The organism is Herbidospora sp. NBRC 101105, from assembly GCF_030269205.1.
GTDB lineage: Bacteria > Actinomycetota > Actinomycetes > Streptosporangiales > Streptosporangiaceae > Herbidospora > Herbidospora solisilvae.
The window spans coordinates 362,628-375,787 of record NZ_BSSX01000008.1; the positions used below are offsets into that span (position 1 = coordinate 362,628).

The following is a 13,160-nucleotide window of genomic DNA, read 5'->3' on the forward strand; positions in this document are numbered from 1 at the left end:
GCAGGCCTGGGAGTATTGTCCACTTTTCAAGTAGGATTTACGCAGATAGCCGCTGATTAGGGACGAAGCCCATGACCTACCTCACCGTGTACACCGACGGCCCGGCCCCCGAGACCCTCCTGCGGACCGACGACCAGGCCGAGATCGCGACGAGCCTGAAGGAGATCGGCGTCCGCCTGCGCCACTGGGAGATCGTCGACGGCCTCGACGGCGCGAGCTCCGACGACGTCCTGGCCGCCTACCGCGACCAGGTCGCCGCCGTCGTCGCCGAAGAGGGCTACACCTTCGTCGACGTGGCCCGGCTCGGCCCCGACGCCCCCGCCGACGTCGCCGCCGCGGCCCGCGCCAAGTTCCTCAACGAGCACACCCACGACGACGACGAGGTGCGTTTCTTCGTGGCCGGCTCCGGCATCTTCTACCTGCACGTCGACGGCAAAGTGCACGCCGTGTTCTGCGAGCCCGGCGACCTGCTGAGCGTGCCCAAGCAGACCACCCACTGGTTCGACATGGGCACCAGGCCCCACTTCACCGCCATCCGCTTCTTCCACGACGACGACGGCTGGATCGGCGACTTCACCGGCGACGACATCGCCTCACGCATCCCCGACTACGACACCATCGCGGCCGGCCGCTAGAGGTCGAGCAGCTGCTCGTGGAAGCCGCCGAAGCCGCGCTCGGCGTCGACCAGGTGGACCTCCAGGATCCAGTGGGCCACCCGCCCGGCCTTGTCAACGCGGCGCATCGGGGTCGTGTTGCCCTCGGCGATGTAGGACTCGATGTCGGCGGCGTCGATCTTCTCGTGCGGGAACTCGCCGACGAGGTGACCGGCGTGGACGTGCCCCAGGATCCAGCCGCGCTCGCGGGCGAGCCGGTCGACCTCGGCGAACAACCGCGCGCCGGTCATCTCGGGGTCGGCGGCGAAGAACCGCCGCCCGGCCTCGAAGACGACGGGCAGGTCGGCGGCGAGCCGGTGCTTCACGGGGTCGTCGCCCAGGACGTAGGTGCGCCCGAGGTCGGCCTCGAACTCCTCGAAGATCGGCCCGAAGTCGCAGAAGACGATGTCGTCGGCCTCGATGACCCGGTTGGGCGGGTTCTCGCGGTAGGGGAGCAGGGTGTTCGGCCCCGACCTGACGATCCGCTTGTGCCAGTGGCGGGTGGTGCCGAACATCTCGTTGGCGAGGTCGCGGACGGCGTCGCTGACGTCCTTCTCGGTCCGGCCCGGGGCGATGAGGCCGCGCCCGACGATCTCGTCGAACAGGGTGATCGCGTTGGCCTGGGCGGTCAGCAGCCGGGTGGCCCGGAACTCCTCGGCGGTGGCGGCGTCGACGTACACCCACGCCTTCTCCCCCGACCGCAGGTCGGCCTTGACCCGCAGGTAGTCGTCGACCTCGTAGGCGTCGGCGGCGGCCAGGTCGGCGGGCGTGAGGGTGAAGACCATGCCCTCGACGGTGTCGGCCGGGTCGCCGGACGGGAGGGCGACGGGGTGCTCGTCGCTGCCGCTGTCGGCCACGACCGAGGCGTCGGTGATCTTCGCCGTCTCCAGGCGGAACCCGACCAGGGCGTCGGGACGGCCGTCCAGCTCACGGCCGAACCGGGCGAGCTGGACCTGCGGAAGCCGCAGCGTCCCGTAGGAGAAGAGCAGATGATCGGACATGGCGAACCCCCATCACGACGCCGGAGACCGCAGGATACCGGGCGCGGAAAAGGGCCCCGGAAGAATTTCCCGGGGCCCTGCTCCGATCAGCGCTCCGGCATCCAGAGAACCTCACGGACGCCGTTCAACGTGCAGGTCATGACCGGGGCGACGGCCCCCCGAAAGGACGGCGGCGCCAGGCTTTCGGGTATTTTCCCCGGATCTCCAGCGGGGGCACCAGGGCGGCGTCCAGGGTGCGGACGTCGATGCTGACCGGCCGGTACGACAGGGTGCGGAGCCGTCTGCCCATGACGGCGTGGGGGCGGTCGACGGTGTCGCGGCGGCCGCTGATGAAGGCCCACTCGTGGGCCGCCGAGCCGAAGTAGACGACCGTCGGGAACGCCGCGATGAAGTTGTGCCACGAGCGGCGCAGGGTGGTCTGCCGCCACATCGTCGGGCAGCCGGCCTGGGTGGAGATGACGCCGCCCGGGGCCAGCGCCCGCGCGCAGAGGCCGAGGAACGTGGAGCTGTAGAGGCGGTCGTGCTGGGCCTGGCCGTCGTCGGTCTCGTCGGGGAGGTCGACGATGATGACGTCCCAGGTGCGCCCGGCCGCGACGGCGGCCTCGACGAAGGCGTAGCCGTCCTCGTAGTGGACGTGGATCGGGCCGTCGTCGCCCTCGGCGGCGGCCAGTTCCTTCTCCGTGTAGCCGTAGGGCAGGCGGCTCGCGCACAACCTCACGGCCTGCTCGTCGATGTCGACGTGGTCGACGCGGCTCGCGCCGCAGGCCACGAGCATCTGGCAGGCGACGCCCTCGCTCGACCCGATGACGAGGCAGCGGTCCACCCGGTCGGCCAGAAGCACCGGCGGGATGGTCAGCGCCTCGTGGTAGACCTCCTGGGTCTGCTCGCTGCTCTGCCGCTCGCCGTTGGCGAACAGGGTGATGCCGTGGGCGGTCCTGGCGAAGTCGAGCGTCTGGAACGGGGTGATCTCGCTGTGGATGACCTCGTCGACGCGCCAGAGCCGTTCCATTCCGTCGGCGATGGGCTCGGCCACCCAGGTGGTGCCGTTGATGGTGATCATGCGGATGCCTCCGGCGAGGGGGTGTCGCCCCGGCGGATCACCTGCACGGTGACCCGGCCGGGCTGGAGCTCGTGGGTGAGCAGGTCGACCGCGGTGCGCGGGTCGGCCGTGCCGCAGGTGAACACGTCGACGAACACGGCGGCGTGCTCCGGGTAGGTGTGCAGCGAGGCGTGGGACTCGGCCAGCAGCGCCAGGATGGTGACCCCCTGGGGGACGAACCGGTGCGAGCTCATCTCCAGGATGGTCGCCCCCGCCGCGGCCAGCGCCCGCTTGAGCGCGACCTCCAGGTGGGCGAGGTCGTCGAGGAGGCCGGCGTCGACCCCCCGGAGCTCGGCGAGCACGTGGCAGCCGGCGAACTCGCCGATCGCGACGGTCATCGCTCCTCCACGCAGAACGTGGGGAGCGCGGGCAGGCCGTTGACGGCGGCGCAGGAGTAGCTGGAGGTGTACGCCCCGGCGTCCAGGATCTCCACCACGTCGCCGGGCGCCAGCGCGAGGGGGAGTTCGTACTGGACCCGCTGGTAGATCACGTCGTCGCCGTCGCTGGTCGGCCCGGCCAGCACGACGGGGGCGGTGGGACCGGTCACGCCGGGGGTGCGCAGCCGGTAGGCGATGGCCTCGCGTTCGGTCTCGACCAGGCCGTTGTAGCGGCCGACGTCCAGGAACACCCAGCGCCGGTGGTCGGCGGCCCGCCCTTCCCTGACGGTCACCACCTCCGAGCGGATGATCCCGGCCGCCCCGACCATCGCCCGGCCCGGCTCCAGGAGGAGACGCGGCCGGTTGCGGCTGCCGAAGTGACGGTTGACCGAGGAGTTGACCGCCTCGCCGAACACCTCGATGAGCGGCCGGTTCCCGAACGCGGGGTTCGGGCTGTACGAGATGGGCAACCCCCCGCCGAGATTGATCATCGGCAGCTTGACGCCGGCCGGCTCCAGCTGGAGCGCGATCTTGGCCGCCGCCGCGATGCCGACGTCCCAGGCGTCGGGGTTGCACTGCTGGGAGCCGACGTGCCAGGTGAGGCCGAGCGGCCGCAGCCCGTTCGCCGCGGCGTCGGCGAGCAGCTGCGCGGCGGCGTCGGGGTCGCAGCCGAACTTGCCGCCGAACGGCATCACCGCGTCGGGCGGCTCGACCGCGATCCGGCAGAAGACGTTCGACCGGGGCGCCCATCGCGCGATGTGGGCCAGGTCGCGGGGGTTGTCGAAGGCGAAGGTGCGGACTCCGAGCCGGTAGGCGGCGGCGATGTCGGCGGCCTTCTTCACCGGGTTGCTGTAACTGAGGAAGCGGCCGGGCACGCCGCGGGACAGGCAGCGCTCGACCTCGCCGATGCTGGCGACGTCGAACCCCGAGCCGAGGTCGAACAGGGTGGAGATCACTTCTGGCGCGGCGTTGGCCTTGACCGCGTAGAGGATGCCGGCGCCGGGGAACGCGGTGGACAGGGCGCGGTAGTTCGCGGCGACCGTCGGCAGGTCGATGAGCAGAGAAGGACTGGGCAGGTGATGGGTTCTGGCGTACGCGCGTGCGCGGAGAATGGCCGGCTCCGGCTGGGGGGACGCGCTCATTGGGCTGACTCTGGGCGGAGGTACGGGTGCAGGGGTTCCATCGGGACTTTCTCCGATTCCGAACTACTACCAATTCAGGCAGGCCCGAGAGTAGTCAAGTACCTTGACACGTTTAGTTGATATCTCTACAAAGCATCGTCGTTACCGTTCCGTTATCAGCGAAAGCCGGTCGGGTCAGGTGACGAAACCCCTGCTCAGAGCGTCACGCACGACACCGACCGGCTGACACCGGAACGACTTCTCTATACAGATCGCGGTTTTATCCCCGCGCCGCCGAAGCGCCCACCGACTCGGCGAGTTCGTGTAGCGCCCATTCGGAGTGGCTGCCCGGCTCGGCGGCCAGGGACACGAACTTCTGGCCGGTGCCGCTGACCGACAGCACCTCCCACGAGAGGCTGAGGTCGCCCAGCCGGGGATGGCGCAGTTCCTTGATCTCGTTGCCGCGCGCCCGCACCTCGTGCAGGGCCCAGATGCGGCGGAACTCCGCGCTCTGGGCGGTCAGCTCCGCCACCAGGCCGCGCAGGTAGGGGTCGTCGGGATCGGCGGCCACGGCGGTGCGGAGCTGGGCCGTCTTGGCGCGGGCGGCCTTCTCCCAGTCGGGGTAGAAGTCGACCGCGACCGGGCTGAGGTAGATCATCCGCACGCAGTGGTCGATGTGGGTCATGCCCTCGTACAGGGCCTCGAGAAGGGGATTGTGGGCCAGCACCTCGAAGCGGCGGCCCAGCACCAGCGCGGGCGCGTGCCGCGACAGGTTGACCAGGCGCAGCAGACTCGGGCTGACCTGGTCCATGACGCCGGTCTCCACCTGGGGCCGGGCCCAGGGGTGGGCCAGCGAGTAGAGGTACTCGGTGGCGTCGGGGTCCAGCCGCAGCACCCGGGCCAGGGCACTGAGCACCTGGGCCGAGGGGTTGCGCTCGCGGCCCTGTTCCAGCCGGATGTAGTAGGAGCCGCTCACCCCGGCGAGCATCGCCACCTCCTCCCGCCGCAGCCCCGGTGTGCGGCGCGAGGGGGCGTGCAGGAAACCCGCCTGGGCTGGACTGGTGGACTCACGCCGGGCGCGCAGGAAGTCGCCGAGGAGATTGTTGCTACCGTTGTCCATTTCATCACCATATGTACGAATTAGTGAGCTACTACGGAACCGTCCGCGCACGTCTCGGCGACCGCGCCGAACAGCGGTAGCCACAGCACGAACCGGGCCCCCGCCACGGAGTCCTCCAAGGTCAGCTTGCCGCCGTGGCGGTGGGCGATGTCGCGGGTGATGGCCAGGCCGAGGCCGCTGCCGCCCGCGTCCAGGCGGCGGGCGTCGTCCAGGCGGATGAAGCGTTCGAAGATCCGCTGGCGGTCGGCGGGCGGGATGCCCGGCCCGTCGTCGGTGACGGCGACGGCCGCCTGGTCGCCGACCCTGGTGAGACTGAGCCGCACCGAGGAGACCGCGTGCCGCCGGGCGTTGCCCAGCAGGTTGGTCAGCGCGCGGATGAGCTGGATGCGCGACCCGCAGATCCACATGTGGCCCTCGACGTAGAGCCGGACCGGCACCCCGTGGCCGGTCCGGTTCACCCGGGCGGTCTCCTGGACGAGGACCTCCGTGAGGTCGACGAGCTCGTGCGGGACGGCGGTCGCCGCGGCGTCCACGCTGGACTGGGCGAGCAGGTCGGTGACGATGGTCTCCAGGCGGTCGACCGAGGCCAGGGCCGCGCGCATGCTGCGCCGCGGATCGTTGTCCTCGGGGTGGTCGAGGGCGTCCTCCAGCTCGGCGCGCAGGCCGGCGAGCGGGTTGCGCAGCTCGTGGGAGGCCAGGGTGGCGAAACCGCGCTGCTGGGCGACCGCCCGCTCCAGGCGGGCGAAGGTGAGGTTGGCGGCCGTGACCAGTTCGGCGATCTCGTCGCTTCCCGGCGGGACGGGCAACCCCCGCCCCAGGTCGTTGGCGGTGATCTTGTCGATGTCGCCGCGGATGGCCTGGATGGGCCGCAGCACCCGGCCCACGGCCCACCAGGTCCCGACCCCGGCGCCGGCGGTCAGCACCAGGCCGAAGCCGATGAGGAGCAGGTCCACGTCGTGCCCGCGGAGCAGCCCGGTGGCGTCGGCGTCCAGGGTGGGGCGGAGGGGCATGACGATCGCGTCCAGCGTGATCAGGACAGCCAGGACGGTCAGGACCAGCAGCAGGGTCGCCGTGGTGCAACGCGTGCGGATGGATCGGGACGGATGGACGATGGTCACGTTGACCTCCGGTCGTTCGTTCAACTGGCCCGCAGGGCCAGGCTTCCGAGAAGACTGAGCGCGTGCTCGGAGGGGCTTTCCGGTTCGGCCTGCAGGGCGAGGACACGGTGTCCCGGCAGGCGGGCGACGTCGAGGACGTCGCAGAACAGCGTGAGTTCACCGACCACGGGGTGGCGCAGGCGCTTGACCCGGCGGGCGTCCGACGACAGGTCGTGCCCGGCCCAGATGCGCCGGAAGTCCCCACTCCGCTCGGTCAGCTCGCCGAGCAGGTCGTCGAGGCCGGGCTGCGGCCCCTCGGCCACGATGGTGTGCAGGACGTCGATCGCGGCGGCGGCGATGTGCGTCCACTCGGTGAAGAAGTCGGTCGCCGCCGGGTCGAGGAAGACCAGCCGGAACAGGTTGTCGGCGTGGCTCAGTCCGCCCAGCAGCGCGGCGCCGAGATCGTTGGCGACGCGCACGTTCATCAACGGGTCGCAGAGCAGGACGGCCACGTCCTGCCAGTCGTCCATGAGCCGCGCCAGGCACGGATCCGGCGGGAAACTGCTGTTCATGCCACCGAACGTAGACCGGATCCGGACAACCAGGGTGGCCGTGACACACCCAGTCAAAACAGACATAAGGCGCATAAGGTGCCTGTATGGAAACCGACAGAAAGCTCGGCGAGTTCCTCCGGGCCCGGCGCGAGCTCACCCCTCCCGCCCGAGTCGACCTGCCGGACGCCGGCTCCCGCCGCACCCCCGGCCTGCGGCGGGAGGAGGTCGCGATGCTGATCGGAGTCAGCACCGACTACTACGTCCGCCTCGAACAGGGACGCGAGCGCAACCCCTCCGACCAGGTGATCGCCGCCCTGACGGAGGTCTTCACCCTGGGCGCCGACGCCGTCGCCCACCTGTACGCCCTGGCCCGGGGCCCCTCCCCGGCCGACCCGGACCCCTGCCCGCCGGACGCCACCGACGAGGTCAGCCCCCACCTGATCCGGCTGATGGACAGCTGGCCCCGCACCCCCGCCTTCGTGATCAACCAGTGCATGGAGACGCTCGCCCTGAACCCCTCGGCCACGGCCTTCTACGAGCGGGGCCTGCGCCGGAAACCGAAGATCGGCAACAACACGCTGCGCGCGATGTTCCTCGACCCGGTCGCCCGCGAGTTCTACGCCGACTGGGAGTCGACCTCCAGGGCCAAGGTCGCCCACTTCCGCGCCACCGCCGGCCGCAACCTCCACGACCCCCGCGTGTCGGAGCTGGTCGACGAACTGACCGACCTGAGCCCCGAGTTCCGCGACGCCTGGGCCCGCTACGACGTCCAGATCGAACCCGGCCGCCTGCGGCGCTTCCGGCACGAGCTGGTGGGCGAGCTGACGGTCATCACCGAGGTGTTCTCGCTGGCGGGGTCACCGGGACAGCACCTGATCACCTTCCAGGCGGGCCACGACCGGCACTCGGCGGAGGCGCTGGAGCAGATGTGCCGCGAGGTGACCTGAGCCCGAGGGGCACGGCTCGAACGGTCGGTCCGGCCGAAACCAGGGGGCGACCCTGGCATATCGGGGCGAAAAGTCCAGGGTGAACGGATCTCGCGGCGGCCCGCAGAATGACGGTGTCGTCGTCTCAGATCTGACAAGGAGCTCGGTCATGCGCTCAGCACTCCCACGCGCGCTGATGGCGGTGGCCATCGCCCTCGCCGCGGTCCTCGTCCCGGCCGGGCCCGCCTCCGCGGGCGTCTGGCAGCTCTCCGACGGCTTCGAACCGGCGTCGAACCCGGCCGCCCGGTGGGCGTTCACCGACCAGGGCGACTGTGACACCCCGTACTTCCAGAGCGTCGGGGTCGCCTCGCCCCGTACCGGCACCGGCATGGCCGGCCTGCGCGTCAGCAACACCGGCGGCTGGTGCGCGATCAGCCGGACCATCGTCCTCACCCCGGTGCCCGCCCACCCCGGCGCCCGCTGCGCCGCGGGCGTCTGGCTGGACCTGCGCAACGCCGCGGCGACCTTCAACCTGGAGGTGATCAACCCGGCCGACTGGACCTACATCGCCCTGAAGACGGTGCCGGTGGACCAGACGGTGGACCCGGGCTGGCGCCTGCACACGGTGAGCTGGACCGCGCAGCGCTCCGACGTCGTGCTGCGGCTGACCGTGGGGAAGGCCTTCAACCACTTGTTCGCCCCACGCGCCGAACTCGACGACGTCGTCGTCCAGTGCGCCTACTGACTCTCCTGGGACGTCGGCACACCGGTCGACATGCAAAAAGGCCCGCGTTCTCGCGGGCCGGTCAGGGTTTCTCACGGTGGATCAGAGGTGCCCCCTGCAAGATTCGAACTTGCGCTCCCGGCTCCGGAGAGGGGTACGGATGCAGGCTCTAACACGTATGAACTGCGGCGACGCGAGGCATTCCTCAGTTCTCAGCGGTCTTGGTCCAGGGCTGGTCCACAACCCCCTCATCCGGCGATCAAACCGGTGGTTCGAATGGACCAGAAGGGGCGATCGGTCGTGTGATTCAGCCCGAGAGGAACCACCGCGGCCCCGACGGCAACGTGATCCCGATCACCCGCGCGGTTCAATCGGGAGCACGACTACATCCTCATAGTTCATTGAGGCTTTTTCATCGTGACTGTGCTGGTCGCAGCAGGTCCGGCGCGTCGGGGTGACATGAGAAGAGGCGCCCGGTAGGACAGCAAATCGACCAAAACCCGATGCCCCGACCGGGAGCCTCGATTGCTGTCCTACCCTGCCTCGATCCCCTTGTCGAACCACACCCTGACCCGCCTGGCCGAACTGATCCGCGCCCACCGCGCCGGCCTGGGCGGCCGATGGCGCCGTCTCAACTCCAGCCATCAGGCGCTGCTGGTCCTGGCCCATCTGCGCAACGGCGACACCTATACCCGGCTCGCCTCCGGTTTTGGGATCGGCACGAGTACCGCCTGGCGATATGTCCGCGAGACCCTCGGCCTGCTCGCCGGGCTGGCCGATGACGTGCATGCTGCTGTGGCACATACCCAACGTCTGGCCTACGCGATTCTGGACGGCACGCTCATCCCGATCGACCGACTGGCCGACGAACAGCCGTACTACTCGGGCAAACACCACCGGCACGGGGTCAACGCCAGGTGCTCGCCGACCCAGCCGGACGCCTGGTCTGGGCCTCCCCAGCCCTGCCCGGAGCCGTACACGATCTGACGGCCGCCCGCACTGCCGGTTTAGTCGACGCGCTGACCAGGGCGGGGGTGAAGGTGTTCGCGGACAGGGGCTATCAAGGCGCGGGAGGGACGATCCGCACCCCGTTCAAACGCCACCGGCACCGACCGCGGCTGTCGAGCGGACAGAAGGCCGTCAACCGCGCGCATGCCCGCATCCGAGCGATCGGCGAACGCGCCGTGGCGACGCTGAAAGCCTGGAAGATCCTCGCCCAGCACGGCTGCTGCCCTCATCGGGCCACCACGATCATCCAGGCCATCCTCGTCCTGCACCACATCGAAACCGGCTATCGACCACGATGAAAAGGGCTCATTGATCGAAAACCAGTTGTTAACCATGGCGGAGTAGGCTGCTTTGAATAGCTGAGGGCCAGCTCTTTTCTTCGCTCTTGAAACACCAGGCGGAACCGGATTGTCACCCGCTGCGAGATCACCGACTGCTGACCGGAGAAGCGCCGAATGACGGATGACATCCTTCTTAAGGCTCCAGATCGCGCCTAACGCCGCCCCCGCATAGTTTAGCGCCGTCAGCAACAGCTCTGCGATCAGACACGCCGGCCCGCACCTACCGCCCTTAGGTCTCATCTGACCAAGGTGGTTCCCTACGGACCGGATTGTCGCGCCAGTCGGGGTACGGCCCCTCCTTTGTGAGCGGCCAAAACTGTTCACCGCAGGAGCAGAAGTAGACCGTCCCACTCTCTCCCGACCAGATCATCTTCTCGCTCCAGAACCGGTGCCCGGTGCGCCAGGCGTGCCACATCGCTCGAATCACAGGGGGCTCTTCCTCGTAGGTGAGTTCCTCAGTGTCCCAGGCCGGCTCCCACTGATTCGCGCACGACCTGGCAGGCGAACTCGACCACGTCGAAGCCGCCGCCGAATGCGCGATGGAACAGCTCGAGGACACCCGCTGCTGTTGGGCATCGACATCCGCGCCCGCGCCTGGCGCGTGGCCCGCCACCTGCGCGAAGCCCGTGAGATCGCCCAGGGGATCTCGGTGGAGGCGGTCAAGTTCAATCTGCAGTTCCGGCAGGAGTTCCTAGAAGCCCTCGAAGTGATGGAAAAGCGCTCCACCAAGCGCAACGAGTACAAGGGGAAGGTTGATCTGTGATGGCACGCTACGCCCCGTCCTTGCAGCTCGTGCAGGACGCGACCATGGACCGGCTGGCCGCGGCCGAGCGCACCGGCAACAGCGTGGACGTCCTGCTCAAGCGCTAAGCCAAGTGTCTGCACGGGTAGGCAGAGCAGATCAACCAGCGCATCGAAATAGCCCTCAAAGCCTGATTCAAGCGAGGCCCATAACCTGCAAGCGCCAATGAGAACGGGCGTTAATCCGTGAGACCAGAGACTCGCCCGTTCATTAAAAGTGGTCAGGGTCTCTCCCGATCCGACACACCAATTTACAGAAGCATTAAATGCTCCACACTTTGTCCAGCGCTTCCTCGCCCAACCGGGCAGCGCGAGACGCTATCTGGTCGTCCGATGGGAACTCGGCTACATCAGCCGACCACGACTCAAGGTCCGGGTCAAAATATGCGCTTCCGCTACGAAGAGCGGCCAACTTGATGGGCAGCTTAGCGTTTCCGAGATCGTTATTTAGCGCTTCCGTAAGTAGCGTTAGATTCCCAATTGAGTAGACAGAATCCTTCGTGTCTTCCCCACCCAACGACTGTGGCTTTATGTGTTCAATCGACCAAGTTTCAAGATTCTGCCCGGCCGGCAACAACATGTGCGACTTGGCGAAAGTCATAAGAACGTACGCTACAAATATCTTTCGTGAACGCAACTTCTGCGCCTGGGTCAGTCGCAGTTTGGGTGCATAGAAGATTTCTTCAAAAGCTTTAGCAGCCAGCTCGCGATTTGGCAGACTTGATTGCAGCTTCTTCCTCAAATCTTTGATCGCAACTGCGACTTCATTCTTGTTTTCAGCCTTCTCAAGGAGAACTGCGAACCTGTTATACCGACCGCGCGTTCCGCCAGTTGACCCGCTATTTGTCAGAGCCGTGAATTGGAAGTGGAAGTTCTCCAGGAGGCGCATAACGTCGATCAGCTGAGATCGACCCAGGAGATTCGTTTCTTGGTATTTTCGTGCGACCGCAAGCACGGCCGAGTTTGCTACCGAGACGTTGAAAATTGCCAGTGCGCGAATGCTATCAACAACCTCCGGAACAGCAAGAGCGTTACGGTGTCCGCTTTTAGCGCGCTGAACCTGGATATGCTCCTGTTCAAGCCATTCATATGCCAAAGAATCTACTTCGAGTTCTTGCAGATAAGCCAGATGTTTCGTGGAATCCGATCCCACCAGCCTGCTAATCTTCTTGAATAGCTCCGGCTCTGTAGCTGCGTCGCGGCGAGAGTTCCAGGACTGCCAGATAAACCGGTCGACAACATCATTGCTGGTACGACCATCTTGCACTCTATCGACGATGCCCTCCCAGCGCGTAGCGATCGCCTTCCTGTCAGGAACATCCCTGGCACCACCCCGAATTAGCAAATTTTTCACCAGATCGGAGAGTAGGAGATCGGCTCCTCGCGTATTTAGGGTTTCGAAGATTAGGAACCCATCTTCCTCTGAAGCTAGCTCGACCTGGATCACCCGAGCCTTTAGGACGTTCGCCCTAATGGCCTTGAGTCGGTCAACCTGCTCCTCGGCGGATCGGCCGCTAAGGTCGCTTATTATTCTACCTTCGAAGAATTTCCTTGCCTCTCCGATCCGCTGCGCACTGCCATTCCATTTGACGCCGGAGGGAATCGCGCTCGGGTTCTGAATATGTTCGTAGAACATATTCTCCGGGCGAACCAAGACCTGATGCTCGACACCATCATCGTCAGTCGCAACGATGTACTTTTGCGTGGCATTCGCCTGGCTCTTTGCGGACTGCGATAACTCTTTTATCCCCTCATTCTTTTTGCTGACATCCAATAGTGCATCGCGAATCACCGAAAGGATGATTGTACTCGTCGTAAGGCGCTGCTGGCCATCGATAATTGAATACGTATCGTTGAACAATTCTCGTTTTTGGCTAACCCAAGTTACGGTAGAACCAAAGAAGAAATCACCTCGCGCAAGAACAACATCATCCCAAAAATCTTCTAGCTGATCTATAGACCAACTATACGGACGCTGAAAATTCGGAACTTCGTAGAGACATTGTTGAAAACAGGTCTGTATAGTTCTTGTTTGGCTCTCCACGGGAATCAGGTCAACATTGACTGCCGGCTCCGGCATGCCTTCTCCTCATCGTTTAAGTTGAGTGACCTAGAGTAGCCGACTAAGGGCTAGAGGTCACGAGGTATGCGGCGGTCATCAAGTCGCCTCCCCCGGCCGGCAGACCATACGACCTACGGCACGCCGCCCTATCCATGTGACTCGACGCGGGGGTGGATCCGGCCACCGTCGCCGAACCGCCCCGGCAAGAGCGTCGAAGTATTGCTCAAGCGCTACGCCAAGTGCCTGGACGGGCAGGCAGAGCAGATCAACCAGCGC

Annotated in this window: 12 protein-coding genes and 1 pseudogene; 5 read left to right on the forward strand and 8 right to left on the reverse strand. The window is 66.5% G+C overall.

The window, feature by feature from the left end:
• Nucleotides 1-71: 71 nt before the first annotated feature.
• Nucleotides 72-635 carry a 1,2-dihydroxy-3-keto-5-methylthiopentene dioxygenase gene (locus QSK34_RS31350; protein WP_285589427.1) on the forward strand — a complete coding sequence of 188 codons (564 nt, stop codon included), beginning with the start codon at nucleotides 72-74 and terminating at the stop codon, nucleotides 633-635.
• Here QSK34_RS31350 and QSK34_RS31355 read toward each other — a convergent pair.
• The 7 genes from QSK34_RS31355 to QSK34_RS31385 all read right to left on the reverse strand — a co-directional run bounded on the left by QSK34_RS31355 (nucleotide 632) and on the right by QSK34_RS31385 (nucleotide 7,040).
• Nucleotides 632-1,654, reverse strand: coding sequence for a M24 family metallopeptidase (locus QSK34_RS31355; RefSeq protein WP_285589429.1), 1,023 nt, complete (start codon nucleotides 1,652-1,654; stop codon nucleotides 632-634). The genes QSK34_RS31350 and QSK34_RS31355 overlap by 4 nt on opposite strands.
• A gap of 136 nt (nucleotides 1,655-1,790) precedes the next feature.
• A complete protein-coding gene (locus tag QSK34_RS31360; RefSeq protein WP_285589432.1) occupies nucleotides 1,791-2,714 on the reverse strand; it encodes a spermidine synthase in 924 nt (307 codons plus the stop codon).
• Complete coding sequence (gene speD, locus QSK34_RS31365; protein ID WP_285589434.1) at nucleotides 2,711-3,091, reverse strand: adenosylmethionine decarboxylase; 381 nt, start codon at nucleotides 3,089-3,091, stop codon at nucleotides 2,711-2,713. Before speD ends, QSK34_RS31360 begins: the two co-directional genes overlap by 4 nt.
• Nucleotides 3,088-4,272 (reverse strand): type III PLP-dependent enzyme, encoded by a 1,185-nt coding sequence (locus QSK34_RS31370; protein ID WP_285589436.1) that lies wholly within the window; start codon nucleotides 4,270-4,272, stop codon nucleotides 3,088-3,090. Before QSK34_RS31370 ends, speD begins: the two co-directional genes overlap by 4 nt.
• A 259-nt stretch (nucleotides 4,273-4,531) precedes the next feature.
• Nucleotides 4,532-5,371 carry a helix-turn-helix domain-containing protein gene (locus tag QSK34_RS31375; RefSeq protein ID WP_285589438.1) on the reverse strand — a complete coding sequence of 280 codons (840 nt, stop codon included), beginning with the start codon at nucleotides 5,369-5,371 and terminating at the stop codon, nucleotides 4,532-4,534.
• 20 nt (nucleotides 5,372-5,391) lie between these two features.
• Complete coding sequence (locus QSK34_RS31380; RefSeq protein ID WP_285589441.1) at nucleotides 5,392-6,489, reverse strand: sensor histidine kinase; 1,098 nt, start codon at nucleotides 6,487-6,489, stop codon at nucleotides 5,392-5,394.
• A 20-nt stretch (nucleotides 6,490-6,509) separates the two neighbouring features.
• Nucleotides 6,510-7,040 (reverse strand): MmyB family transcriptional regulator, encoded by a 531-nt coding sequence (locus tag QSK34_RS31385; protein WP_285589443.1) that lies wholly within the window; start codon nucleotides 7,038-7,040, stop codon nucleotides 6,510-6,512.
• An 86-nt stretch (nucleotides 7,041-7,126) separates the two neighbouring features.
• Here QSK34_RS31385 and QSK34_RS31390 point away from each other — a divergent pair, with 86 nt between their 5' ends.
• From QSK34_RS31390 to QSK34_RS31405, 4 genes and pseudogenes are all read left to right on the forward strand, one after another.
• Complete coding sequence (locus tag QSK34_RS31390) at nucleotides 7,127-7,969, forward strand: helix-turn-helix transcriptional regulator (RefSeq protein ID WP_285589445.1); 843 nt, start codon at nucleotides 7,127-7,129, stop codon at nucleotides 7,967-7,969.
• Nucleotides 7,970-8,117: 148 nt separating this feature from the next.
• The gene (locus QSK34_RS31395) at nucleotides 8,118-8,693 is read left to right on the forward strand and encodes a hypothetical protein (protein WP_285589446.1); all 576 of its coding nucleotides are present in this window, start codon (nucleotides 8,118-8,120) and stop codon (nucleotides 8,691-8,693) included.
• Between the two features lie 504 nt (nucleotides 8,694-9,197).
• A pseudogene (locus QSK34_RS31400) lies at nucleotides 9,198-9,979 on the forward strand (transposase family protein).
• Between the two features lie 610 nt (nucleotides 9,980-10,589).
• Nucleotides 10,590-10,784, forward strand: a complete 195-nt coding sequence (locus tag QSK34_RS31405) for a hypothetical protein (protein ID WP_285589448.1) — start codon at nucleotides 10,590-10,592, stop codon at nucleotides 10,782-10,784.
• Between the two features lie 300 nt (nucleotides 10,785-11,084).
• Here QSK34_RS31405 and QSK34_RS31410 read toward each other — a convergent pair whose 3' ends face one another.
• The gene (locus QSK34_RS31410) at nucleotides 11,085-12,902 is read right to left on the reverse strand and encodes a DUF262 domain-containing protein (protein WP_285589450.1); all 1,818 of its coding nucleotides are present in this window, start codon (nucleotides 12,900-12,902) and stop codon (nucleotides 11,085-11,087) included.
• Nucleotides 12,903-13,160 lie beyond the last annotated feature (258 nt).

Coding starts and splice junctions, on each gene's coding strand:
- QSK34_RS31350 (WP_285589427.1), top strand. CDS start 72: ATGACCTACCTCACCGTGTACACCGACGGCCCGGCCCCCGAGACCCTC.
- QSK34_RS31355 (WP_285589429.1), bottom strand. CDS start 1,654: ATGTCCGATCATCTGCTCTTCTCCTACGGGACGCTGCGGCTTCCGCAG.
- QSK34_RS31360 (WP_285589432.1), bottom strand. CDS start 2,714: ATGATCACCATCAACGGCACCACCTGGGTGGCCGAGCCCATCGCCGAC.
- speD (WP_285589434.1), bottom strand. CDS start 3,091: ATGACCGTCGCGATCGGCGAGTTCGCCGGCTGCCACGTGCTCGCCGAG.
- QSK34_RS31370 (WP_285589436.1), bottom strand. CDS start 4,272: ATGAGCGCGTCCCCCCAGCCGGAGCCGGCCATTCTCCGCGCACGCGCG.
- QSK34_RS31375 (WP_285589438.1), bottom strand. CDS start 5,371: ATGGACAACGGTAGCAACAATCTCCTCGGCGACTTCCTGCGCGCCCGG.
- QSK34_RS31385 (WP_285589443.1), bottom strand. CDS start 7,040: ATGAACAGCAGTTTCCCGCCGGATCCGTGCCTGGCGCGGCTCATGGAC.
- QSK34_RS31390 (WP_285589445.1), top strand. CDS start 7,127: ATGGAAACCGACAGAAAGCTCGGCGAGTTCCTCCGGGCCCGGCGCGAG.
- QSK34_RS31395 (WP_285589446.1), top strand. CDS start 8,118: ATGCGCTCAGCACTCCCACGCGCGCTGATGGCGGTGGCCATCGCCCTC.
- QSK34_RS31410 (WP_285589450.1), bottom strand. CDS start 12,902: ATGCCGGAGCCGGCAGTCAATGTTGACCTGATTCCCGTGGAGAGCCAA.